At 32.1% G+C, this 25,187-nt stretch carries 22 protein-coding genes and 1 riboswitch; of the genes, 19 read left to right on the top strand and 3 right to left on the bottom strand.

Annotated features, from left to right (window positions below):
• Window positions 1-21: 21 nt before the first annotated feature.
• Window positions 22-891, top strand: coding sequence for an NAD(P)/FAD-dependent oxidoreductase (locus ACREVU_RS17540; protein ID WP_431552889.1), 870 nt, complete (start codon window positions 22-24; stop codon window positions 889-891).
• A 63-nt stretch (window positions 892-954) separates the two neighbouring features.
• Here the strand turns inward: ACREVU_RS17540 and ACREVU_RS17545 are convergent, their stop codons facing one another.
• Window positions 955-1,515 carry a cell wall hydrolase gene (locus ACREVU_RS17545; RefSeq protein WP_431552890.1) on the bottom strand — a complete coding sequence of 187 codons (561 nt, stop codon included), beginning with the start codon at window positions 1,513-1,515 and terminating at the stop codon, window positions 955-957.
• A gap of 1 nt (window position 1,516) precedes the next feature.
• Window positions 1,517-1,646: riboswitch (cyclic di-AMP (ydaO/yuaA leader) on the bottom strand.
• A 25-nt stretch (window positions 1,647-1,671) separates the two neighbouring features.
• Complete coding sequence (locus tag ACREVU_RS17550; RefSeq protein ID WP_431552891.1) at window positions 1,672-2,691, bottom strand: hypothetical protein; 1,020 nt, start codon at window positions 2,689-2,691, stop codon at window positions 1,672-1,674.
• Between the two features lie 264 nt (window positions 2,692-2,955).
• Here ACREVU_RS17550 and cdaA point away from each other — a divergent pair, with 264 nt between their 5' ends.
• The 11 genes from cdaA (at window position 2,956) to ACREVU_RS17605 (ending at window position 13,474) form a co-directional block, all read left to right on the top strand.
• The gene (gene cdaA / locus ACREVU_RS17555) at window positions 2,956-3,804 is read left to right on the top strand and encodes a diadenylate cyclase CdaA (RefSeq protein WP_431552892.1); all 849 of its coding nucleotides are present in this window, start codon (window positions 2,956-2,958) and stop codon (window positions 3,802-3,804) included.
• Window positions 3,774-5,021: a CdaR family protein gene (locus ACREVU_RS17560; protein WP_431552893.1), complete on the top strand. Its 1,248-nt coding sequence runs from the start codon at window positions 3,774-3,776 to the stop codon at window positions 5,019-5,021. Before cdaA ends, ACREVU_RS17560 begins: the two co-directional genes overlap by 31 nt.
• A complete protein-coding gene (locus ACREVU_RS17565) occupies window positions 5,011-6,609 on the top strand; it encodes an NAD(P)/FAD-dependent oxidoreductase (RefSeq protein WP_431552894.1) in 1,599 nt (532 codons plus the stop codon). The genes ACREVU_RS17560 and ACREVU_RS17565 overlap by 11 nt, the downstream gene beginning before the upstream one ends.
• A gap of 167 nt (window positions 6,610-6,776) precedes the next feature.
• On the top strand, window positions 6,777-7,862 hold the full coding sequence (buk, locus tag ACREVU_RS17570; protein ID WP_431552895.1) for a butyrate kinase: 1,086 nt from the start codon (window positions 6,777-6,779) through the stop codon (window positions 7,860-7,862).
• Window positions 7,863-7,898: 36 nt separating this feature from the next.
• Window positions 7,899-8,807: a phosphate butyryltransferase gene (gene ptb / locus ACREVU_RS17575; RefSeq protein WP_431552896.1), complete on the top strand. Its 909-nt coding sequence runs from the start codon at window positions 7,899-7,901 to the stop codon at window positions 8,805-8,807.
• A 97-nt stretch (window positions 8,808-8,904) separates the two neighbouring features.
• On the top strand, window positions 8,905-9,975 hold the full coding sequence (gene buk / locus ACREVU_RS17580) for a butyrate kinase (protein WP_431552897.1): 1,071 nt from the start codon (window positions 8,905-8,907) through the stop codon (window positions 9,973-9,975).
• Window positions 9,976-10,121: 146 nt separating this feature from the next.
• On the top strand, window positions 10,122-10,784 hold the full coding sequence (locus ACREVU_RS17585) for a nucleotide-binding protein (RefSeq protein WP_431552898.1): 663 nt from the start codon (window positions 10,122-10,124) through the stop codon (window positions 10,782-10,784).
• Between the two features lie 109 nt (window positions 10,785-10,893).
• Complete coding sequence (locus ACREVU_RS17590; protein WP_431552899.1) at window positions 10,894-11,103, top strand: 4Fe-4S binding protein; 210 nt, start codon at window positions 10,894-10,896, stop codon at window positions 11,101-11,103.
• Between the two features lie 19 nt (window positions 11,104-11,122).
• Window positions 11,123-12,193, top strand: coding sequence for a 3-methyl-2-oxobutanoate dehydrogenase subunit VorB (locus tag ACREVU_RS17595; RefSeq protein WP_431552900.1), 1,071 nt, complete (start codon window positions 11,123-11,125; stop codon window positions 12,191-12,193).
• Window positions 12,193-12,942: a thiamine pyrophosphate-dependent enzyme gene (locus ACREVU_RS17600; protein ID WP_431552901.1), complete on the top strand. Its 750-nt coding sequence runs from the start codon at window positions 12,193-12,195 to the stop codon at window positions 12,940-12,942. The genes ACREVU_RS17595 and ACREVU_RS17600 overlap by 1 nt, the downstream gene beginning before the upstream one ends.
• Before the next feature lies 1 nt (window position 12,943).
• Entirely contained in the window at window positions 12,944-13,474 is a 531-nt protein-coding gene (locus ACREVU_RS17605) for a 2-oxoacid:ferredoxin oxidoreductase subunit gamma family protein (RefSeq protein ID WP_431552902.1), read from the top strand.
• Between the two features lie 391 nt (window positions 13,475-13,865).
• Here the strand turns inward: ACREVU_RS17605 and ACREVU_RS17610 are convergent, their stop codons facing one another.
• Window positions 13,866-14,270 (bottom strand): hypothetical protein, encoded by a 405-nt coding sequence (locus ACREVU_RS17610; protein ID WP_431552903.1) that lies wholly within the window; start codon window positions 14,268-14,270, stop codon window positions 13,866-13,868.
• Between the two features lie 412 nt (window positions 14,271-14,682).
• Here ACREVU_RS17610 and ACREVU_RS17615 point away from each other — a divergent pair, with 412 nt between their 5' ends.
• From ACREVU_RS17615 to ACREVU_RS17645, 7 genes are all read left to right on the top strand, one after another.
• A complete protein-coding gene (locus ACREVU_RS17615; RefSeq protein WP_431552904.1) occupies window positions 14,683-15,051 on the top strand; it encodes a DUF2089 domain-containing protein in 369 nt (122 codons plus the stop codon).
• A 47-nt stretch (window positions 15,052-15,098) separates the two neighbouring features.
• Window positions 15,099-15,515, top strand: a complete 417-nt coding sequence (locus tag ACREVU_RS17620; protein WP_431552905.1) for an SHOCT-like domain-containing protein — start codon at window positions 15,099-15,101, stop codon at window positions 15,513-15,515.
• Between the two features lie 348 nt (window positions 15,516-15,863).
• Window positions 15,864-17,213, top strand: coding sequence for a phosphoglucosamine mutase (gene glmM / locus ACREVU_RS17625; RefSeq protein WP_431552906.1), 1,350 nt, complete (start codon window positions 15,864-15,866; stop codon window positions 17,211-17,213).
• 499 nt (window positions 17,214-17,712) lie between these two features.
• Entirely contained in the window at window positions 17,713-19,539 is a 1,827-nt protein-coding gene (glmS, locus tag ACREVU_RS17630) for a glutamine--fructose-6-phosphate transaminase (isomerizing) (protein ID WP_431552907.1), read from the top strand.
• Between the two features lie 268 nt (window positions 19,540-19,807).
• Window positions 19,808-20,647: a TnsA endonuclease N-terminal domain-containing protein gene (locus ACREVU_RS17635; RefSeq protein WP_431552908.1), complete on the top strand. Its 840-nt coding sequence runs from the start codon at window positions 19,808-19,810 to the stop codon at window positions 20,645-20,647.
• Window positions 20,644-22,164, top strand: a complete 1,521-nt coding sequence (locus ACREVU_RS17640) for a TnsB C-terminal domain-containing protein (protein ID WP_431552909.1) — start codon at window positions 20,644-20,646, stop codon at window positions 22,162-22,164. Before ACREVU_RS17635 ends, ACREVU_RS17640 begins: the two co-directional genes overlap by 4 nt.
• A 1,122-nt stretch (window positions 22,165-23,286) precedes the next feature.
• Complete coding sequence (locus tag ACREVU_RS17645) at window positions 23,287-25,185, top strand: KAP family P-loop NTPase fold protein (protein ID WP_431552910.1); 1,899 nt, start codon at window positions 23,287-23,289, stop codon at window positions 25,183-25,185.
• Window positions 25,186-25,187: the final 2 nt, after the last annotated feature.

Raw genomic sequence — 25,187 nt, forward strand, 5'->3', positions numbered from 1 at the left:
GGATAAAAAAGGAGAAAGATAATGGGAGAAAGATATGATATAGCTATAATTGGAACGGGTCCAGCAGGCCTTGAAGCAGCTATTAATTCCAAAATTAGAAATAAAAATATAATAATTTTCGGAAGTTCGAATCTAAGTCCAAAATTAGTAAAAGCACCTAAGGTAAATAATTTTTTAGGGTTTTATAATGTAACAGGGAAAGAACTTAAAAATCAGTTTGCAGCGCATATTTCAGCTATGGGAATAGGTATAGTAAATGAGAAAATCAATAACGTTTATGCTATGGGAGATTATTTTGCACTGATGGTTAACGATAAAATTTATGAGGCTAAATCAATAGTTTTAGCTACTGGCATAGAATATTCGAAACCAATAAAAGGTGAAGAAAAATTTTTAGGAAAGGGTGTAGGATACTGTGCTACTTGTGATGCTCCATTATATAAAGGCAAAATAGTTGTTATAGTTGGGTACAACAAAGAAAGTGAAGAAGAAGCTAATTACGTAAGTGAGTTAAGCAGTAAAACATATTATATTCCTATGTACAAAGGGGAATATAAATTAAATCCTAATGTAGAGATAATTAGCCGTAAACCAATGGAAATAGTTGGTGGTGATAGGGTAACTAAGATTATTTTAGATGTAGGGGAAATAATCACAGATGGAATTTTCATGCTAAGGGATAGTTTATCTCCAAGTCAATTAGTACCAGGTCTTCAAATAGAAGAAGGCCATATAAAAGTAGATAGGAATATGAAAACAAATATAGAGGGATGTTATGCTGCAGGGGACTGTACTGGAAAGCCATATCAATATATGAAGGCTGCTGGTGAGGGCTTGGTAGCTGCATTAAGTGCAGTTAACTATTTAGATAAGGCAAATGAAAAAAAATAAAAACAGGTAGCTAATTTTAGATAGCTACCTGGACTGTAGTGTATTTTTATACTACAGTTTTTTTTATTTAACTACGAAAAAAACGTGATTTCCAATAGCTTTTATATTGGACTTTTTTACATCCTTCATCCACTTAGAAGTGGATATTTCAGGATTATAAAAGAAAACAGCTTTACCAGTAGGATCTTTACCTTTTAATGCATCTAATACTGCAGTGTAACTAGCGGAATCAGGAATAATATCCGATTTGCCATTGTGGATTACCTTGCCCCTTCTAACACAAGAAAAAGCATTCTTTTGATTAATAACACCGGAAATAGATTTCGGGAAAGCTCCATCTCTAGCACGATTTAGTATAACGGATGCTACTGCAAGTTTGCCACTATTAGGTTCACCACAACTCTCGGCATATACAACCTGAGACATTAAATAAATATCTTGATCAGTAACATAAATAGCGGTATTGCTCTGATTAAACACTGCAACTGCGGCTATTTTCTCGTTATATAAATCATTAACCTCTAAATCTAGTGAATATAGAGATTTTCCATTTACGCACAAGCTAGGTAATACTAAAAATAACGTTAGAATACAACTTAAAAAACACGGGTTTTTTATTTTCATAATATCTTCTCCCTTTGCCTACGGAGTTAGCTGACGGGTTCGGAAAAGGTTTAACCTACACAAATTGTGATTCACCCCAAATGCTTGGTTCCTCCGCGTTTTTTTACTTTTTACTTAGGCTTTTAATAGTATTTCCTGTAGTGTAAAAATAATACGCTATTTTTTCAATTGAGTAAAAACTTTAACAAATCTATTATAGAAATTCTCTAGCTCATTAAATTTTATATTAGAAGAATCATATAAAGCATCTAATACTGATGGAGCTACTGCTACACTTAGGGCTTGAATCTTTTCGCTTGTCAAAGCAAGTTTGAAATCCCTTAAATAATTTTCGTACATATCTAATAATGGCCTGAAGGCTTCGTAAGTAGGGAGAGTAGAAGCTGGTATAGACAAGTTTTTAAAATCAGTTTGTATCTTGCTTAATTTTGTAAAGTTATTATCTACCAGTAACAAAAGTTCATCATAAGACATACTTTTTTTTCTTACCTTAAGGACATATGAGGAATAATTGATTTTAACATCTAAAAAGTTTTTGGATAGATCATCAATTTTACTGATAAACTCTTGATTTTGCTGTGATTTAATATCGTCTTCTCTTTTCATTCTTAATGATTTATAACTGTCATTAAGCACGTTATCTATAAATGATAAAGTAGTTGGGGGTAAGTCTATTCTAATATTCTTAATATTTATTGTGGAGTAAAAATTCATACAATCATTTCTATAAGTTTTAAGATTGGTACTAAATTCAGCTACATCAGGCCCAGATGGATTATTTAAAATTGCTAGTGCTTGCCTATATATCAATATGTTATTATCTAAGCCTGATTTTAGATTCTCATGGTCCTCTCTATATTTTGCAGAAGGTTGTGAATTTGATAAATCATATCTGAATGTGGATAAATTTTTAATAATATTAGGTAATTGGTCTTTGGCATATTTAACATCTATGGTTTGGAGACTATTAAATTGTGCTATATTTTTATTAACTTCATTAATGTGGTTAATATTAGTTAGTAATATGGTTTCATAGGAGCCATATGCCTTATTTATTGATGAATAGTAGGTAGCTAAAAAAATGCCTATAGAGCCCATTATTACCGATAAAAAAAGTATAGTTTTAAATGTTGTTTTTTCACTTTTAGTGTTTACAATGTTTTTATCCTCACTCAAAATATTCACTCCCTTATTATCTGTCTTATACTATTATGTGCTTATATTCTTATATTATCATAATATACAAATTATTCTAACAAAATTATTTTAGCAAATTATGAAATTACAGTCTTTATCTTTTAAAAGTATTATATACTAATTGGAGTGACTTAAGAATATAAGTTGGCTTATTAAAATAAAATTAACTTATAATTTATATTAATAAGCCAAATCATGGTGTATAATTAAAGATAGTAGTTTTAGTGGGGAGGTGGAAGCTTTATGGAGATATTTAAGTTAATGTTAAGTACAATTAAAAATATGAGTTTCTTTTCGGTTTTAGATATATTAGTGGTGGCATATATATTTTTCAAAATCTATATGTTAATGAAAGAAACAAGAGCTGAGCAATTATTCAAGGGAATTATTCTTATTTTTGTACTTATTCCAATAAGCCAATTGCTTAATTTAACAGTGTTATATTTTATTTTAAATAAGACAATAACAATCGGTGTTTTGAGTATTATTATAATTTTTCAACCAGAAATAAGAAGAGCATTAGAGCACCTGGGAAGGTCAGCCTTTACGGATAAGCATATATTTGAAAATGAAGAGACTATGGAGATAGTTATTACTGAAATTGTTAATGCTGTTGAAAACTTATCAAAAAGTAAAACAGGAGCATTAATAGTAATAGAACAAAAGACAGGTATCGGAGAAATAATTAAAACAGGAACCACTATAGATGCAGTAATATCTGGTGCGCTTTTAGAAAATATATTTGTAGTTAACACTCCACTTCATGATGGGGCCACAGTAATAAGAAATGGTAGGATAATAGCTGCAGGATGTTTTCTGCCCCTAACAAATAATGATAAAATAAGTAAAAAACTAGGTACACGGCATCGAGCGGCCATAGGAATAACTGAGACATCAGATGCGCTAACAATAATAGTATCAGAGGAAACTGGTAATATATCTTTAGCGGTTAATGGAAGATTAGTAAGAAACTACGACAAGGATAAGCTTAAGAAAATACTTGTTCAAATAATAAAAAATAGACAGAGCAAAAAAATAACTTTAAAGGAGAGAGTGAAGTCATGGATAAAGACGGAAAACAACAATTTATAATTAAAATTTGCTGTGTGATAGCTGCCTTTGCACTATGGCTTTTTATAACAAGTACAGAAAATCCAGTGACTGCATTTAAAATTAAAGGTATACCTGTACAACTTGTAAATAGTGATATACTAACTCGTTCAGATCTTGTTTTAGTGCCAGGGCAAGATTTAACTACAAGTTTAAATATTAAAGGAGCTAATACTAGCATGCTTCTAAATGCAAAAGCAGAGGATTTTACTGTAGTAGTAGATTTAAGTCAATATGCGCTTAAAAAAGGTGAACAAAAAATACCTATACAAATAAGGAAAAGTCCTGATAATATAAGTGTTTTAAATAGTGATAGTCTTTTTATAAACATAAATTTAGACGAACGTATTGAAGCTAAATTACCTATAGATGTAAATGTAAGTGGAAAACCCAAAGAAGGCTTTTATGCATCAACAGCAAAATTATCACAAGAGTCTGCTACTGTAGTAGGTGGATCAAACTTTGTGAATGTAGTAAAAGAGTTATTAGTAGAGGTGAATATAGATGGCCAAGAATCAGATCTAGTTAAAAGCTATAAGCTTAAACCAGTAGATGCAGCAGGAAAAGAAGTAAAAGAAGTCACTGTAAACCCATCTAATATGAATGTCAATATTCCTATAAGAAAAACTAAATCTGTAGGAGTAAAAGTAAAAACTATAGGCAATTTACCTAATGATTTTACTTTATCAAGTATAAGTGTGTTACCGGAACAGTTAGATGTAACTGGAAACACAACTGAGCTTGATCAACTAGAAAATTTAAATACAGAGGCTATTGATTTAAGCAAAATAAGTAAAACTACTACAATGAGCGCAAGGGTAGTAATTCCAGACGGATTAAGTTTAGTTAATAATACTACAGATGGAATAGTAAAGGTTAAAATTACTCTAAATAAAGTAGTACAAAAGAATCTAAGTTTAGATATCAAATATGTTAATTTAGATGAAAAATACGATGCTAAGTTAGAAAAAGTTAAACAAGAACTAGTTATTTCAGGTACTGAAGCGCTTATAGATTCACTTGATTTAAAAAAGTTTAGTGCTTCAGTAGATTTAGCAAATTTAGTAGAAGGTGAGCATACAGTTAAAGTATCAGTACCTATGCCAGAGGGTATAAATTTAATATCTGGAGTTCCAGATAAAATCTTAGTAACTATAACTAAAAAACAAACGGGGGTAACTACCAGTAATGGCAATTAAAATAAACAACTTAGGATTAGATATAGAGGAAGATATAGAGGATATAAAAATAAAGGCAGCAAGAAAAATGAAGGTTTCTGAAAGCGAAATAAAGATTTTTAGAATAGCTAAAGAATCCATAGATGCTAGGAAAAAAAATAATATTAAGTTTAATTATTCTGTTCTTGTGGAAATGGATGACGAAATGAAAATCGTTGCTAGGGCAAATGATAAGGATGTTAAACTTGAAGAAGTTAGATATGATTCTGAGTTCGAATTTGGCAGTAAAGAGATGAAGCATAGGCCTATAATAGTAGGAATGGGACCAGCAGGAATGTTTGCGGGTCTTCTTATGGCACAAAAGGGGTATAAGCCACTGATTATAGAAAGAGGGGAAAATGTAGAACGTAGGACAAATAGTATTGTTAAGTTTTGGACCAGGGCAGTTTTAAATACAGAGTCTAATGTCCAATTTGGTGAGGGTGGTGCAGGAACTTTTTCAGATGGAAAGTTAACCACAAGAATAAAGGACACTAGATGTGATTACGTATTAGAAGAATTTGTGAAAGCTGGCGCTCCAGAGGAAATATTATATATGGGTAAGCCTCACATAGGTACAGATATACTTAAATCAGTGGTGAAAAACATTAGAGAAACCATTATAAGTCTAGGCGGGGAAGTAAAATTTAACAGTAAACTTTCCGATATAATAATTAAAGATAAAAAGATAAGAAGCATAATAGTAAATGGAGAAGAAATACCTTGTGATAACTTAATATTAGCTCCAGGACATAGTTCTCGGGATACCTATGAAATGTTATATGAAAAGGGAATATTTATGTCTAGTAAGCCTTTTGCTGTAGGAGTTAGAATAGAACATCCCCAAGCTATGATTGACGAAAATCAATATGGGAAATATGCCAGTCATCCAAGATTAAAGGGAGCTGATTATAAGCTTACTTATACAAGTGAAAAATCTGGGAGATCGGTATATAGTTTTTGTATGTGCCCAGGTGGAGAAGTAGTAGCCGCAGCTTCAGAAAAGGGATGCCTTGCAATAAATGGTATGAGCAGTTATAACAGAAATAAAACAAATGGTAATTCAGCTATAGTTGTATCAGTAGGACCTAAAGATTTTGCATCAGATAGTCCACTGGCTGGTATAGAGTTTCAAAGACATTACGAATCCTTAGCATACACACTGGGAGGGGCAAATTATAATGCACCGGTACAATTAGTAGGAGACTTCTTAAAGGGTACTACTAGCAGTGAATTAGGGGGTGTAAAACCAAGTTATACACCAGGATACAAATTTGCTGATCTTACTAAGTGTTTGCCAAGTTTTGTAACTGACACTATAAGAGAGGCATTGCCTAAATTTGAACATAAAATAAAAGGCTTTGCAAGAGAAGATGGAGTTATGACTGGGATTGAAACAAGAACATCAGCGCCACTTAGAATTGATAGGAATGAAAAACTTCAAAGTATATCTTTAGAAGGGCTATATCCAGCAGGTGAAGGTGCAGGATATGCAGGTGGAATAGTATCTGCAGCTGTGGATGGTTTAAAAGTGGCAGAAAACATAATGAAAGAATGGAAGCAATTATAATAAATTTTTATAACCCTTGAATTTCATCTATGAAATTTGTTAAAATGAATGTAGCAACGGAAACTCATATTTACAAGATAGTAGTATATTTATATAATTAGTATATTTACATAATAAATAATGAGTAGTTGCTATTATTACATAGGCAAATAAGGGGAGGTGTTTAAATGAAAACCAAAGGATATATTTTAGCAATAAATCCCGGGTCTACATCAACTAAACTGTCAATTTTCGAAGGCGAAAATTGTGTAGTTACATCTAATTTGACCCATAGCTATGATGAAATCAAGAAATTTGATAAGATTTATGACCAAAAGGATATGAGAACCAATTTGATTCTACAGTGGTTAGAGAAAGAAGGCATAGCCCTTGAAGATTTAATTGCAGTAGTTGGCAGAGGTGGGTTATTAAGACCAATGCCTGGTGGTACATATGAAATTACACCGAAAATGCTAGAGGATTTAAAAATAGGATATCAAGCAGAGCATGCTTCTAACCTAGGTGGAGTAATAGCATTTAAGATCGCAAACAAAATTAACATACCATCATTTATAGTAGATCCTGTTGCAGTGGATGAGATAATAGATGTAGCGAGAATATCGGGGCTTCCAGAAATCCCAAGACGCTCACTAGTTCATGCATTGAATATAAAAGCTGTAATAAGAAGGATTTGTACTAAATTACATAAAGATTTTAATAATAGCACTTATGTCGTTGCGCATATTGGTGGAGGTATTTCTGTGTCTCCAGTTAAAAATGGAAGAATTTTAGATGTTAACAACGCCAATGAAGAAGGACCTTTTTCCCCAGAAAGAACTGGTGGACTTCCAGCAGGAGATTTAGTAGCACTAGCTTTTAGTGGAAAGTATACGCTTCCACAGCTAAAGAAAAAATTAACCGGTGAGGGGGGGCTTGCAGCTTATCTAAACACTAACGATGGAAGAATCGTTGACAAGATGATAGACGATGGCGATGAGAGAGCAGAATTAATTTTAAAAGCTATGGCATATCAAATCGCTAAGGAAATTGGGGCCATGGCAACAGTAGTTTCTGGGCAAATTGATGCTGTAATTCTTACAGGAGGACTTGTCTACAATAAGAGACTTACTGCTTGGATAAGTGAAATGGTGAGCTTTATAGCTCCCGTTGAATTAGTACCAGGGGAAGATGAAATGTTAGCTTTGGCACAGGGAGCTCTAAGAATATTAAATGGAGAAGAAAAAGCTAAAATATATGAAGAAGAAACAAAGTAAAAAAAATATGAAATAGATTAGAAGGAGTGTACTCAAATGATTAAAACTTTTAATGAAGTATTAAAAACCGCAAAAATGCAAGGTATGAAAACTGTAGCAGTAGCTGTAGCACAAGACGCACCAGTTCTTGAGGCAATACAAGACGCTAAGAAAAATGGTATAGCAAATGCAATACTAGTAGGAGATAAAGAAAAAATAATTTCTATTGCAAGTAAAATAGGTATGAACATAGAAGATTTCGAAATTATAGATGAGAAAAATGATAAAAAAGCATCTATGACTGCAGTTTCACTTGTATCATCAGGAAAAGCTGATATGCTTATGAAGGGACTAGTAGATACGGCTACATTCTTAAGAGCTGTATTAAACAAAGAAGTAGGTCTTAGAACTGGAAAGCAAATGTCTCACGTAGCAGTATTTGAAATACCTGGCTATGATAGATTAATATTTTTAACAGATGCTGCTTTTAATATGTATCCAGAATTAAAAGAAAAAATAGATATAATAAAAAATTCCGTACAAGTAGCAAAAGCTTGCGGTATTGATCTTCCTAAAGTTGCAGCAGTTTGCGCGGTAGAAGTAGTAAACCAAAGTATGCCAGCAACACTTGATGCAGCTATGCTCTCAAAAATGAATGAAAGAGGCCAAATAAAAGGATGTATTGTTGATGGACCTCTAGCCCTAGATAATGCATTATCCGAAACAGCTGCAAAACATAAAAACCTACAAGGACCAGTAGCCGGTAAAGCAGATATTCTTTTAATGGCTAATATTGAAGCTGGGAATGCTATGTATAAATGTTTAACTTATACTACTGAGGCTAAGAATGGTGGACTCTTAGTAGGAACTTCTGCTCCAGTTATATTAACTTCTAGAGCAGATACTCCAGAAACAAAATTAAATTCTATAGCACTTGCAGCATTAGTTGCAGAGTATAGCAAATAAGATTACTAATTGTTAGGCTGCATCTGCAACTATTAACCTAACCGAAAGGGTTTTGCAGAATATAATAAATAATTTTAAAAGACTAAGGAGGAAATATATGACACATAAATTGTTAATAATTAATCCAGGTTCAACTTCAACTAAAATAGGTGTATACGAGGATGAAAATCAAATTTTAGAAGTGACTTTAAGACATTCATCAGAAGAAATAGCTAAATTTGAAGATATATTTGACCAACTTAATTTCAGAAAAGATGTTATATTAAATGTACTTAAAGAAAAGAATTTTGATATAAATACACTAGATGCCATAGTAGGCAGAGGTGGACTTCTAAAACCTATCGAAGGTGGAACTTATGCTGTAAATGATGCTATGCTCAATGATTTGAAAATTGGGGTACAAGGCCAGCATGCATCTAATTTAGGTGGAATAATTGCAAATGAAATAGGAAAATCGTTAGATATACCAGCATTTATAGTTGATCCAGTAGTTGTGGATGAAATGGAGGATGTAGCTAGGATATCAGGACTTCCAGAACTAGAACGAAAGAGTATTTTTCATGCACTAAATCAAAAGGCAGTAGCTAAAAGATATGCAAAAGAAATTGGTAAAAAATATGAAGAAATCAATTTAATAGTAGCACACATGGGTGGAGGAGTTTCAGTAGGAGCTCACAAGGCTGGAAGAATTATTGATGTTAATAATGCATTAGATGGAGATGGCCCATTCTCACCAGAAAGAGCTGGAGGATTACCAGTTGGTGATTTATCTAAAATGTGCTTTAGTGGAAAATACACTATTGAGGATATAAGGAAAATGATAAATGGAAAAGGTGGCTTTGTTGCTTACCTTAACACCAATGATGCTAGAGAAGTAATAGCTAAAGTAGAAGCTGGCGATAAAGAAGCTAAATTAGTTTTTGATGCTATGTCCTATCAAGTAGCTAAAGAAATTGGTAAATGTGCAGCAGTTTTAGCAGGTAAAGTGGATGCTATAATTTTAACTGGTGGAATAGCTTATGGTAAAGAAACGGTTGAGTATATAAAAGAAAGAGTAGCATTCATTGCAAAGGTTGTAGTTTATCCAGGTGAAGATGAACTATTAGCACTAGCAGAAGGCGGACTTAGAGTGTTAAACGGTGAAGAAAAGGCAAAAGAATATAAATAATAAACTGTAGTAATTATAGTAATTATAGTAATTATAGTAACAAGGCACATTCAAATAAATGATAAGTAGTATACTATTTATTTGAATGTGCCTAAACTTTTTTAATAATTTAATAAAATAAGCAATTTTAAAGGGGAGTGAGTGAAATGAGTAGAATTAGGGTATTTACAGGTCACTTTGGTTCAGGAAAGACAGAAATAGCAATAAATTATGCAGTAAATCTTGCAAAACAAGGAAAGAAAGTTGCAATAGCTGATTTAGATATAGTAAATCCTTATTTCTGTGTAAGAGACGTTAGAAAACAACTAGAGGAATACGGAATAAGAGTTATAGCATCAAATCCAGAACTAGTTAACGCAGAACTAATGGTAGTTCCAGCAGAAATAATAGCTATATTTAACGATAAAAGCTATGAAGTTGTAGTAGATGTAGGTGGAGACGATTTAGGTTCAATAGCCCTTGGTCAGTACAATAGGTTTTTCGTGGAAGAGCCCTACGATATGTACTTTGTTATAAATACAAATAGACCATTCACATCAAATGCTGGGGATGTTGTGGAATACTTTAAAGCAATAGAAAGAGCCTCAAGACTCAAGATAACACATTTAATCTCCAATACTAATTTATCTTACGAAACACTGCCACAACATATAATAGATGGAGATAAAATAGTGGCTAAACTATCTGAAGAATTAAATATACCCCATGCATATACGGTTTGCAGAAAAGATTTAGTTCCCGAAATGACTGGAAAATTGCAAGGAGATATATTTGGGATAGATATACATATGTTACCGCCTTGGAGATAGCAAGAATATAATTAAAATATTAACAATATTGACAGTTGAACATTCACGGGGTAAAATTAATAAGTAAACGTTTAAATTTTATAAAATAGTATTTTAAGGAGGTTTAAACATGCCAAGAGTAACTTTTAGAGAAGACAGATGTAAAGGGTGTGGACTTTGTATAACAGCATGCCCTAAGAAAATCATAAGTTTTTCGGATAAATTAAATATAAAAGGATATCATCCTGCAGGAGTAACGCAGGAAAAGATGAAGGAATGTATTGGATGTGCATCTTGCGGAAAAATGTGTCCTGATTGTGTAATAACAGTTGAAAAGTAAAGAATAGGAGGATGAACTTATGGGAGAAAAAGTGTTAATGAAAGGTAACGAGGCCATTGGAGAAGCAGCTATAAGAGCAAATTGCAAATGCTTTTTTGGATATCCAATAACACCTCAAACAGAAATATCTGCATATTTATCAAGAAAAATGCCTAAGATTGATAGGATTTTCTTACAAGCAGAAAGCGAAATTGCTGCTATAAACATGGTTTATGGAGCAGCTGGTACAGGAGTAAGATGCATGACATCTTCAAGTTCACCAGGAATAAGCTTGAAAGCAGAAGGAATATCCTATATAGCAGGAGCAGAACTTCCATGTGTCATTGTAAATATAGTTAGAGGTGGTCCAGGACTTGGTAGTATTCAACCAGCTCAATCAGATTACTTCCAAGCAACTAAAGGTGGATCACATGGTGATTTTAACATGCCAGTATATGCACCAGCATCAATACAAGAAATGGTAGATTTAGTTCAAGATGCTTTTGATACTGCAGATATGTATAGAACTCCTGTAATGGTTATGGGAGACGGAATGCTTGGACAAATGATGGAACCTGTTGAGTTTAAAGAAAGAACACCAAAATTATTACCAGAAAAAACTTGGGCTGCTAGTGGGTTAAAAGGGAGAAAAAAACATAATGTAATAAATTCTCTTTATTTAAAATCAGAAGACCTAGAACAACACAATTTAAAACTACAAGAAAAGTTTAAACAAATAACGAAAAATGAAACAAGATATGAAATGTACAATTGTGATGGTGAGAGCGATTTAATAATGGTTGCATATGGAACAACATCGAGAATATGTAAAAATGTTGTTAAAATGGCAGAAAAAGAAGGCATAAAATTAGGATTAATAAGACCAATTACACTATGGCCTTTCCCACTAGAAGCTTTTGAAAAAACTATAGGTAGCACAAAACTTGGATATATATCAGTGGAAATGAGTTGTGGACAAATGGTTGAAGATGTTAGACTTTCAGTTGAAGGAAGAAAACCAGTATATTTTTATGGTAGAACAGGTGGAATGGTTCCTCATCCTGAAGATATATTAAGTAAAGTTAAAGAAATAGTAGGAGGCGGTAAATAATGGCAATAGTATTTAAACCAACTATAGGATTATTAGACGTTCCTACACATTATTGTCCTGGATGTACTCATGGATTGATTCATAGATTAGTAGCAGAAGTACTTGAAGAGTTAGATATAATAGATAAAACTATAGGGGTAGCTCCAGTTGGATGTTCTGTTTTAGCATATGACTATTTTGCCTGTGATATGTTTGAAGCAGCACATGGAAGAGCACCAGCAGTTGCTACAGGAATTAAAAGATCTAATCCAGATGCAGTGGTATTTACATACCAAGGAGATGGAGATCTTGCAGCAATAGGTACCGCTGAAATAGTACATGCGGCGACTCGTGGAGAAAACATTGTTACTATCTTCGTAAATAACTGTATTTACGGTATGACGGGTGGACAAATGGCTCCGACTACACTTCCAGGTCAAGTAACAGAAACTACACCTTATGGAAGAGATGTAAAGATTCAAGGATACCCAATTAGAGTATCAGAAATGATATCAACTCTGGCAGGTGCTTGTTATGTAGAAAGAGTAGCTGTAGATAATGTTCCTAATGTTAATAAAGCTAAAAAAGCTATAAAGAAAGCTTTCCAAAATGCAATTGATGGGAAAGGGTTCTCAATGGTGGAAGTATTATCAATATGCCCAACTAACTGGGGATTATCACCTCAGGAGTCAATGGAATGGCTACGAGATAATATGATGCCATTTTATACTCTTGGAGTTAAAAAAGATACAACTGGGGAGGTTGAATAGTATGGCATCTCAAGAAATTATATTTGCAGGATTTGGTGGTCAAGGTACACTTTCAATGGGAAAATTTTTAGCATATGCAGGAATGGATGCCAATATGAACGTTTCGTGGCTTCCATCTTATGGACCAGAAATGCGTGGAGGTACTGCTAACTGCTCAGTTATACTTTCTGATGAGCTAGTTGGTTCACCAATAATCAATGATGCAAACACATTGGTAGTTATGAATAGACCTTCTCTTGATAAGTTTGAAACTACCTTAGTTAAAGGTGGACTATTAATAATGGATTCTGACCTTGTAGATAGAATGCCTACTAGAAATGATATAGAAGTAATATGTGTTCCAGCTCAAACAGAAGCTATGAAAATTGGAAGCAAGCAGATTGCTAACATGGTACTTTTAGGAGCTTTAGTAAAGAGAACGGGAATAGTAACTATGGAAGGATTAGTAGAGGCTTTAAAAGCTCATGGTAAAGAAAGATTTTTCGAGATAAACAAAAAAGCGCTTGAAATAGGAGCTTCATATATCAAGTAGGAAAGAAAAAAGTATCTATTACTACAACTTCAGTTCGCTTTGCTAAGGAATTCTAAACAAATTTTATTGAAAGATGCTAAAAATTACAAACTCGCTTCCCCTTAGTATTCCTCATGGGCACACAACAATTCTCAATTGTTGTGTGCTCAAACATGTAATTTTCTTAACGCATATTTCATTAAAGTTAGTTGTGAATTACTAAGGCTTGCTCTCATGAAGTTTGCGTAATAGATACTTTTTATGCTACTTGATATATGAAGCTCTATTAAAACAGTAAGGATAAGGAACATCGAGAACATCAAGAAAAGGCTGCTGGTAAACCAGTAGCCTTTTCTTGTGATGAGGTCCGAGTAAAAGAAAAATGTGAATTGAGTACAATTACATAATATTTTCATTTTATCAATCGCATTAATATGCGATTAAACCAATAAAAGAAAATTCCATATAATAATCCTACAATTGTGATGACAGCCAACCAAATTGCGTTATTTAATAAACCGATACTTAAAAATTGCTGAAAATTTATAAGTATTACTAATAAGCCAACAGCTAAGCCTCCAAAGGTAGAGAACATTAGATTTTTAATAAAAAGTTTATTAGCTGAACAAAATAGTTTGGGCAGAAATACTTTTAGATATAAAAATTGGATACCATCAAGAAAAGCAGTTAAAAGAACAAGCCAAAGAAATCCAATTGGTGGTGGTTTGTCTGCTCCTAGAAGAAATATGATTGTCCAACCAAAGAAAAATGAAAATTCATTTATATACATGATTTTTTTGTATGAAAATTTATCCATTGAAACAATTCTCCTTAAATACACTATTGGGATAAATATAATATGACAGTAACCTTAATTCAATCATATCATTAATATTAGAAACTGGATATGAAAAATCTAAAGTATTATTTTATAGCAAAACATATCATTGTTAATGACATAATTTACGTCAAATTATTAGCTTTTTTAGTTGAAGGAAATGAGATATATCTCCAAAACACAAATGCAAAAATAGTAAGAGGAAACCACATCACTATAGGTTAAATTAATCACAATATTTCAAGATAGACATATAATATATGTATTAACAATATTAATATATATATTAATATAATAAATATATATTAAAAAATAATTAATATAATCAATTTATATATTGACTATATTAATTATTGGCAATATAATAGTATAGAGGAAGAAGGTGCTAAAATTGGCTTATAAAATATTGTGTAAATGTCCAGTTTGTAGTTCGAAATTAAAAGTAACTAGGCTTAAATGTGATGAATGTGACACTACTGTTGAAAATCAATTTGAATTATCAAAATTTGATTATTTGAATAGTGAGCAGCTATATTTCATTGAAGTATTCTTAAAATCTAGAGGGAATATTAAGGACGTGGAAAAAGAACTTGGAATATCATATCCAACAGTTAGAGCAAAGCTAGACGAGGTTATTATTGCACTTGGGTATACTGTTTTAAAGCAAAAACCTTCTGTTGATAAAAAGGATGTAGTAGATATGTTAGAAAAAGGTGAAATAACTGCTGACGAAGCATTAATAATGTTAAATGGAAAGTAACTAATCTGTAAAAAGAGAGTTTGAGCTATAAAAAGGGGGTTTATATAATGAATGATGAAATCTCAAGAATATTAAAAATGGTTGAAGAAGGTAAAATTGATTCGAAAAAAGCTATGCAGCTTATAGAAGCGCTAAAGGGAGAAAGTAAAGAATTTGTTACTTTAGAAAAATCACCATTAAAAAACAATAGTCAAAGTAACAGTAAATTTAAAGTAAAAATGCTCAGAATAAAAGTAAGGTCTAAAGAGAATGATATTGTTAATATTAACCTACCGCTGGCATTTGTAAGTGGTATGATAAAAACCTTTGGAAAAATTCCCAATGTTAATGTTAATGGTATGAGTGACATAGATATGGATGCTATGACGCAAACTATATTAGAGGCCATAGATGGCGGTGTAGGTGGTAAGATTGTTGATATAAAAACTGGAGATGGAGATGTGGTAGAGGTTGTTATAGAATAGATCTAGAATTTTAGAGGTGCAAAATGGGGATTTATATTAAAACAGAAGAAGGTAGAAAACTAAGAATTTCAAGAGTGAAATATTTTATAATTCCACTAGTAATCCGAAAAAAATAATCCAAAATGGGTTATTTTTTTTAGTTAAATTATACATATATAGCAGGGCTTTTTTACAAGTAGTTATTATTGTAGTATAATGCAAACTAGTTTATAATTAAATTGTATCTATTTATACTGTAGATTTAATTGAATTATTTAGTTGGATTAATGCGCGTCAACTGCCAGCTACCCTAAAGGGATAGTGGTTTTACACTTAAATTTATAAAAAATTAAGAAAGAGGTAGAAAATATGAGTAGAATATTCGGAACAGATGGAGTACGAGGTATAGCAAATACAGAATTAACGAGTGCACTTGCATATAATTTAGGAAGAGCTGGAGCTTTTGTATTAACAGACTCAGCTCACAAACCTAAAATTATAGTAGGAATGGATACAAGAGTGTCAGGGGATATGTTAGAATCAGCACTAGTTGCAGGAATTTTATCTGTAGGAGCTGAGGCAATATGTCTTGGAGTTGTTCCTACACCAGCGGTAGCATATTTAACTAGAAAATATGGAGCAGATGCAGGGGTTGTTATTTCAGCTTCTCATAACCCAGTAGAATATAATGGAATAAAGTTTTTTGATAGAAAGGGTTTCAAATTATCTGATGAATTAGAGGATACAATACAAGCAGTTATTGAAGGTGATTTTAAAGAAGTACCCTCACCAATAGCTGGAGATTTAGGTAAAAAAACAGTTAAGCTAAACGGCATTGAGGATTATATAGAATTTGCTAAATCAACTATTGCAGGAGATTTAAAAGGACTTAAAATAGCATTAGATTGTGCTAATGGGGCTTCTTACATTACTTCAGTAAAAGCTATACGATCACTTGGTGCAGAAGTTTTAGTTATTAACAATGATCCAGATGGTGTAAATATAAACAAAGACTGTGGATCTACCCATCCAGAACACTTAATGGCCTTTGTTAAAGAAAATCATTGTAACTTAGGATTAGCTTTTGATGGTGATGCAGACAGATGTTTAGCTGTGGATGAAAAAGGAAACCTTATAAATGGAGACTTTATAATTGCTATTTGTGCTAAACACCTAAAGGACACAGGAAAATTAACTAAAGATACAGTAGTAGTAACAGTTATGAGCAATTTAGGCCTTGATATTGCAATGAAGCAGGAAAACATAACTACAGTGAAAACTAAAGTAGGAGATAGATATGTTCTTGAAAAAATGCAACAAGAAGGTTATAGCCTAGGCGGAGAGCAATCAGGTCATGTAATTTTCCTGGATTTTAATACAACAGGAGATGGACTTGTATCAGGACTTCAATTAGCCACCGTAATTAAAGAATCAGGAAAATCACTATCTGAGCTAGCATCAATGATGACAGAACTTCCACAAGTACTTGTTAATGCAATGGTGCCAAACGATAAAAATGACATCCATGAAACTGATAGCGAAATAGTGGAAGAAATTAAAAAAATAGAAAAAAGGTTAAATGGCTGTGGAAGAGTGCTTATTAGACCTTCAGGTACAGAACCTTTAGTGAGAGTAATGTTGGAGGGTAAAATTCAAAGTGAATTAAACGAAATGGCACATTCTCTTGCAAAATTAATCGAAGAGAAAGCAAACATGTAGATTCATTTGTATGTTTTAATTATACCGAAAGAAAGTAACAATTCAATGAATTTATTGTTAAAAGCATTGACGTTTAGGGTGTAAGATGAATATAATAAACTGAAAGCTTGTGAAAAGGTACATAAGCTTTCAGTTTATTTGATATTAAGGCAAAGGAGGATAGAGGTATTTTATGATTTTAAAGCGCCAGGACTCATTAGGAGTATTAGGAAGTTTGATGCACTGTGAGTTGACGAGGATGGGGAGTATCGAATCTTCGGCGGATGCCCCGCGGTAGCGCACTACCGTTAATGATTGATAAACGCGAAAAGTGATTTTCGTAACAATATCAATCTGGTGTTAAAACCTTTATAAATATTATAGCACCTTTAGGCGGTGAGCATTATCGTTAGGTTATGAGCAGTGTCTTTAGATGATAAATTAATTAGCATATTTCATTAGATTATTAAGTATGCTCAATTAATTTGTGCAAAATTTTAAATTAGAGAGGAAGATAAATATGTGCGGAATAGTTGGATATGTTGGAAAAAAACAAGCATCATCAATTTTAATAGAAGGTCTTAGAAAATTAGAATATAGAGGATACGATTCAGCAGGAGTCGCAATTATAGATAATGGGGTTTTAAATGTAACTAAATGCAAGGGAAGACTTGCAAATTTAGAAGCTCAATTATTAGAAGAACCACTTAAAGGAAATGTTGGAATAGGTCATACTAGGTGGGCTACTCATGGTAAACCATCAGATGAAAATTCTCACCCACATACTAATGAAAGTGGAACTATTAGTGTAGTTCATAATGGAATTATAGAGAATTATATCCATTTAAGAGAATGGTTAATTGCTAAGGGATATAAATTTACATCCGAAACTGATTCAGAAGTAATACCACACCTTATAGATTTTTACTATGATGGGGATATAGTTGATGCGGTTATGAAAACTGTTACTAAAATGGAAGGTAGCTATGCTATAGCAGTAGTTACAAGTAATGAACCAGATAAATTAGTGGCAGTAAGAAAAGATAGCCCGTTAATAGTAGGACTTGGCAAAGATGAATTTTATGTAGCTTCAGATATACCAGCAGTATTAAATCATACAAGAGAGGTATATTTATTAGAAGACAAGGAATTTGTTGTAATTTCTAATGATGGAATAAAACTTCTTGACGCAGAAGGCAAAACTATAAATAAAGAAATTTTCCATGTAACCTGGAATGCAGAAGCTGCTGAAAAAGGTGGATATGAGCATTTTATGTTAAAAGAAATCCATGAACAACCAAAGGCAATTAGAGACACTATGACTTCAAGAATAGTCTTAGGAGAACCAATTACACTTGATGATATAAATATAACTAAAGAGCAAATTAAAGATTTAAATAAAATATATATAGTAGCTTGCGGAACTGCATACAATGCAGGAGTTGTAGGTAAATACGTTATAGAAAAACTTGCAAGAATACCAGTTGAACTAGATATAGCTTCTGAGTTTAAATATAGAGATCCAATAATGGATAAAAACACACTTATGATAGTTATTAGTCAATCTGGAGAAACTGCAGACACTATGTCGGCCTTAAGGCTTGCAAAGTCAAAAGGTGCAAGAGTTATAGCAGTAACTAATGTTGTAGGTAGCGCAGCTTCAAGGGAAGCAGATGATGTACTATATACTTGGGCAGGACCTGAAATAGCAGTTGCATCTACTAAAGCTTATGTAACTCAGCTTATAGCAATGTATATAATAGCATTATTCTTTGCTCAGAACAAAGAAACATTAAGCATAGAAGAAATTGAAGAAATTAAAATAGCTATGATGGAACTTCCAGAAAAAGCAGAAGAAGTTTTGAAGAATAAAGAAACTGTGCAAAAATTCACAGCAAAAACTTACATGCACAAAGATATGTTCTTCATAGGACGTGGACTTGACTATGCAGTAGCACTGGAAGGTTCATTAAAGCTTAAAGAAATATCATATATTCATTCAGATGCTTATCCAGCAGGAGAGCTAAAACATGGTCCTATAGCGCTTATGGAAGAAGGAACTATAGTTATAGCACTAGCTACTCAAGAAGTAATATTTGATAAGATGGTAAGTAATATAAGAGAGCTAGCAACTAGAGGAGCAAAAGTATTTGCGTTTGCACCAGAAGGTCACACTGAAATTGAAAAATCAGTTCATTCTGTAACTTATATACCAAAAGTAATGGATATATTAGCGCCAGTAATTTCAGTAATTCCACTACAATTATTAGCTTACTATATGGCAATCCAAAAAGGTTGCGACGTTGATAAGCCAAGAAATTTGGCGAAATCTGTAACTGTGGAATAGGTTCCCCTGCTTGGTTACAGATGTTGTAGCTTTATAAAAGAGTTTGATTATTTATAAAAGAGTTTGATTATTTATAAAAAAGTTTGACCATTTATAAAAAAGATTGATTATTTATAAAAAAGTTTGATTGAAAGTATCTATTTTGGGCATGCTATGTTTGAGAATGTAGTATGACTAAGATTAAAACAAAACAATTTAAGATTAACTGCACATTCTCATTTAAGGTGAGAGTGTGCAGTTTTTTATTTTATAAATGGAGATGAATTGAATGGCTAAAAGAAAAAGAAACTTAAATATACCTAAAATGATTAAAGAAGGAAGAGGTACAGGAAAAGGCGAGAAATATAAGCCTTGGATTAAAATTCAAGATGTAGCATCTTTGGGAAGAGCAAGTAGGATTAAGGGAATAAAGACCGGAAGGCAACATGAATTTTTATCAGATATGAAAAGAAATTATTTCTATTTTTTAGAGTACTCAGACAAAGTTTATGATATAAGAGAGCAGTTTCCACTGCTTCCGATTGAAGATACAATGCTTATTGCCAAAGAATTAGGAATAGAGCATCCCCAAAATCCTGAAACAGAAGAGTTTGTTGTTATGACTACAGATTTTTTAATATCTATGAATTATAACGATAAATTTTATGAAGTAGCTAGAACAATAAAATGCAAGGACGATCTTATGAATAAAAGAATGTTAGAAAAATTTGAGATTGAAAAACAGTATTGGGAAAAGAGAGGCATTAATTGGGGCATAGTTATTGATGAAGAAATGGATAAGGTTATAGCAAACAATATAAGTTTAGTTCATGGTTATAAAGAAATAGGAACAATAGATAGTTTTAATGATGTTGCAGCAAGTGAATTAAAGGACTTGGTATTTGAATTTATAAAAAGAATAATTGATAATCCTAAAACAATGAGAGCTATATGTAACGAGTTCGATAGTGATATGTGTTTAGAGAAAGGGAGTAGTCTTTGCATATTTAAATACATAGTAATAAATAAAATTATTCAAATAGATATAACACAAAAAATTGATATTAATAAAAACATACCTAGTATAAGCATCATAGAAAAATCAATGGAAAAGGTGGAAGCGATATGATATCCATTACTTCGGTTTTTAAATATGTGGATGGTGAAAATGCTGAAAGAATAAGGATTATTAATATTATCGACTCTTATGTGTACCTAGTAAACATTGACGCAGTAACATCAATGCCTAGAAAGGAATTATTAGAAACTATTAAAGAAGAAATTGAGGGAGAAAAACTAATAGCTATCAAAGATCCATTTTCAAGAATAATCAATGAAAACCAGCTATCCGAACTTCAAATAAATAAAAGAAATGCAGCTTGGGAGTTTATTGAAACTTATTGGGAAGCAAACAAATATGAACTCTTAGAGAAAAATCATAGACAAAGTAAACTTATGGAAATAGCTAATATTTCAGGGATGAATTTGGTGAAAGTTAAAAGACTATTTAGTAGGTATTGGCAAAGAGGTATGAATAAAAATGCTTTATTACCCGATTATATAAATTCTGGAGGAAAAGGAAAAGAAAAAAAACTATCTGATTTAAAAATAGGAAAACCAGCAAGGGTAGATTATTCAGGAAATACCATAGAAGGAATTAACATAACTAATGATGTGAAAAAGCACATCCAATTTGTCCTAAATAAGTATTACAGAAATAATAAAAAGATATCTTTAAAAGAAACATACACTCTAATGCTTAGAGATTTCTATTCGGATGTATACAGAGAAAATAATGAAATCAGACATATGGTTTGGGATAATGAAAGAATACCTAAATACAATCAATTTTATTATTGGTTTAAGAAGTTCGAAGACGTTAAAAAGGATATTGTGCTTAGAGAAAGTGAAAAAGAGTTCAATTTAAAGCATAGACCATTACTAAGTAATTCTACAATTGAAACAGATGGTCCTGGAACAAGATTTCAAATTGATGCAACCATAGCTGATGTATATTTAGTAAGTTCTTTAAATGCAAAAAGGATTATAGGTAGGCCAATTGTGTATGCGATAATAGATGTATATTCCAGATTAATTACTGGGATTTACGTTGGACTAGAAGGACCATCTTGGCTTGGAGCTATGATGGCGTTAGATAATATGGTTGCTGATAAGGTTGAGTTTTGCATGCGATATGGAATAGAAATAACTGAAGGTGAGTGGCCTTCTAAACATTTGCCTGATATTATAATAGCTGATAGAGGTGAATTTGAAGGGTACTCTCCTGAAAATTTAATTAATAATTTGAATATAAAAATAGAAAATACTTCGCCGTATCGTGGCGATTTAAAAGGCATAGTTGAAAGAAGTTTTAGAACTTTAAATACTAAAGTAAAGCATAAAACTCCTGGGGCTATACAAAAGGAATTTAGAAAAAGAGGGGATAAAGACTATAGATTAGACTCATGTTTAACCCTTGAAGAGTTCACAAGGTTATACATAAATATTGTCTTGCATCATAATAAAAGCCTTATAGAAAAATATCCCCTTGAAAAAGAAATGCTAGAAGATGAAATATTGCCTATACCAATTCAACTTTGGAATTGGGGGTGTACACAAACATTAAACCCTGTCCCCAAATATTAAAGTCTGTCCAAAAACAATAAAGTTTGTCCAAATATATGAAGGAAATGCGGAGCCACACCCCGCACTCCTTCATTTTTTTATTCCCCCCCAAAAAAACCCCCACATTCCACCACAAAATCAGATTAAAAGCACGATAAATTCCCAGAAGAAATGATAAAAAAAAAGCGGAAGAAAAAACAGCCGAAGGCTTCCAAATAGAGAGATAAATAGATTAAAGCGTGAGATGAAATGTGACTAAAACCCTGAAAACATAATAAGGTTACGAGTGAAATTGTCCACATTATACCTGCAAAAATGGGTTTATTGTGGATAGTTTATTGTCTGGACGCAACTTATCCACAAAGCCACACTCCCCCATCACATCAGTCTCTGGAACGGGTTACCGTTCCTTTTCTCATTTCTTATCTCATTTTAAAAGAAAAAAATCAGAATAAAAATATTCCCCAAAGGATTAAAAAATTGATTGAAAGATTGATTGAAAGGATTGATTAAAAAGATAGATCAAAAGATTGATTTGAAGAGGATTGATGAAGGAGTATTGATCAGAAAATAGAGTTAAAATTGAGATGATTGAGGGAAAAAGATTGATTTTTAGATTTATGGAATGGTCGCCAGACCTTTTTGGGAGGAGAGGAAGTAAATAGAATTTAGATGAAGAATATGAAGGAAGGGCTGATAAAATGCAAGAAAAAGGACAGACTTTAATATTCGTAATTGAGTGTAATTTAGGAGTATTTTAGGAGAATTAAGTGGAGAAAAGGCGTGATTTTGGGACAGACTTTAATATTTGTGGGAGAAATTGGGTTGAGGGTTGAAATGGGTGGGAGGGGTTGTGGGGAAAGGGTTGAGAGGGGTTGGAGTGGTGGGGGATTTGGGACAGACTCTGATGTTTGTTTACAAAGTAGGAGTTATAAATCTTATGAATTATAATTAAAGGGTAAATAGGGACAATGAGAATTTTAGAGATGTTTGATATATCAATTATTAACTCGTGATTTTAAAAATGTTAAGCTCAGAAGTGAGGATTTAAATAAGACTATTATGTTTACATAAATAGAAAAAATATGAAATATGGTGTAATATATTAGTAGAAAGTAATTTACTTTAAGAAAGGATGATATTATGTGGTCTGATAGTGTCTCAGAAATAGATATGCTCTCATATGAGCCATATGCTCAATTAATTTATGATATATCAACAAATGGAAGGATGAATCCATTAACAATTGGATTACTTGGCAGTTGGGGAAGTGGTAAATCCACACTTTTGAATTTAGTTAATGAAAAAATTGAGGAAGCTACAGATAAAAAGGTTGTTTCTATAATGGTTAATGCTTGGATGTTTGAAGGATATGATGATGCAAAAACTGCTTTAATGGATTCTATTTTAAGAGCTATAGATGATAATAAAAAGGTTTCGGAAGAGTGTAAACAAGGACTGGGTAGATTAATAAAGAAAGTAGATTGGATAAGAGTAGGAAGTGCTTTAGCAAAGAAGGGGCTTCCTTTAGCTCTAAGTTTAGCAACTGGAAATCCAATGCCTACAATATTAAGTTCTATTGAAAGCATAAGAAATATTGATTTTACTAAGGAAGAAGATATTGAAAAGATTGGGGGAAATATATCCAAGCTTAAAGAGTTTTTGAAGGATGATAATGATGCAGATAAAGAAAGTATAGTGGAAAATATAAGGACATTTAGAAAAGAATTTGAGGATTTGATAACAGATAAAAAATCCAATATTGATAACCTAATTATTATAATTGATGACTTGGATAGATGTAGTCCTGAGAGAATATTAGAGACCTTAGAGGCCGTAAAACTATTTTTATCAGTAAAGAAAACTACTTTTATTATTGCTATGGATGAAGATGTAATTAGATACTCAGTTAAAAAGAAATATCCACAATTATCTCAAGGAGATGAAATTGATGTTTCTAAGGACTATATAGAAAAAATAGTGCAATTGCCAATAAAATTACCTGAACTCTCTGATATAGATATGAAAAACTATATGTTGTTATTAATATGTGAGATGTATTTAAAAAAAGAAAGTTTAGTTATATTGCTACAAGAATTAAAATCGGAAGGATTGTTTACTAAAGGTGAAATAATAAGTTCTGTTGACATTAAAAGTAAACTGAAAAAAGCTAATGAAAACTATAAGGAATGTATCGAGGATGAGTACAAGTTAGAAGATTTTGAAAATCAACTTGATATTTTCAGTAAAATAGGCGATATTGTATCAGTTACTTTAAAGGGAAATCCAAGACAAGCTAAGCGATTTTTAAATACATTCTATGTTAGAAAAAAATTGGCTGATATACAAAAACTAAACTTAAAATTAGCTGTGTTAGCTAAGTTAATGGTGTTGGAGTATGTTGATTTAAACCTTTTTAAACAATTATACAAATGGCAATTTGAAAATGGGGGATTAGCTGTTGAATTAAAGGAAATAGAAAATTCTATTTTAAATGGCGAAAAAATTCTAAAGGTAGAATATAATCCATGGGAAAAGGATGTAATTAAAAGATGGATATTTGCAGAACCAACAGGCCTATATAATTATGATTTAAGGCAGTATTTTTACTTAGCAAGAGAGTCAGTCAAAGATAAAAATATTTCTATGTTAGACTTAGGTCTTGAAGAGAGAAGAAAAATAAATGAAATTTGTAAGAAAGGATTAGATAACACTACCAGAAGTAGAAAGGTAAAAGAAATAAAGGAATATGCACCTAATAAAAAAGATGAGATAATAAAAGGGATTATTTCTAAATTCAATCAGGACCATACCGAATATTTTGAGGTGTTAATTAATGTCTATGAGTTTCATGAGGATTATAGAGGTAAAATAATTAAGGCATTTCAAAGTATAAGGAAAGGTGAACTGACCATAGCATTTATAAGTTTGCTTCAAGATATAGAGAAAATTAATCCTGAACAGATTGCCGAATTAAAAATATTTTATTTTGATAAAAAAATTACCAAAGAGACCTTGTGGAACAAAGTTTTAAATAAGTAGGA

The sequence above is a fragment of the Clostridium sp. genome (genome assembly GCF_050717535.1).
GTDB lineage: Bacteria > Bacillota > Clostridia > Clostridiales > Clostridiaceae > Clostridium_AD.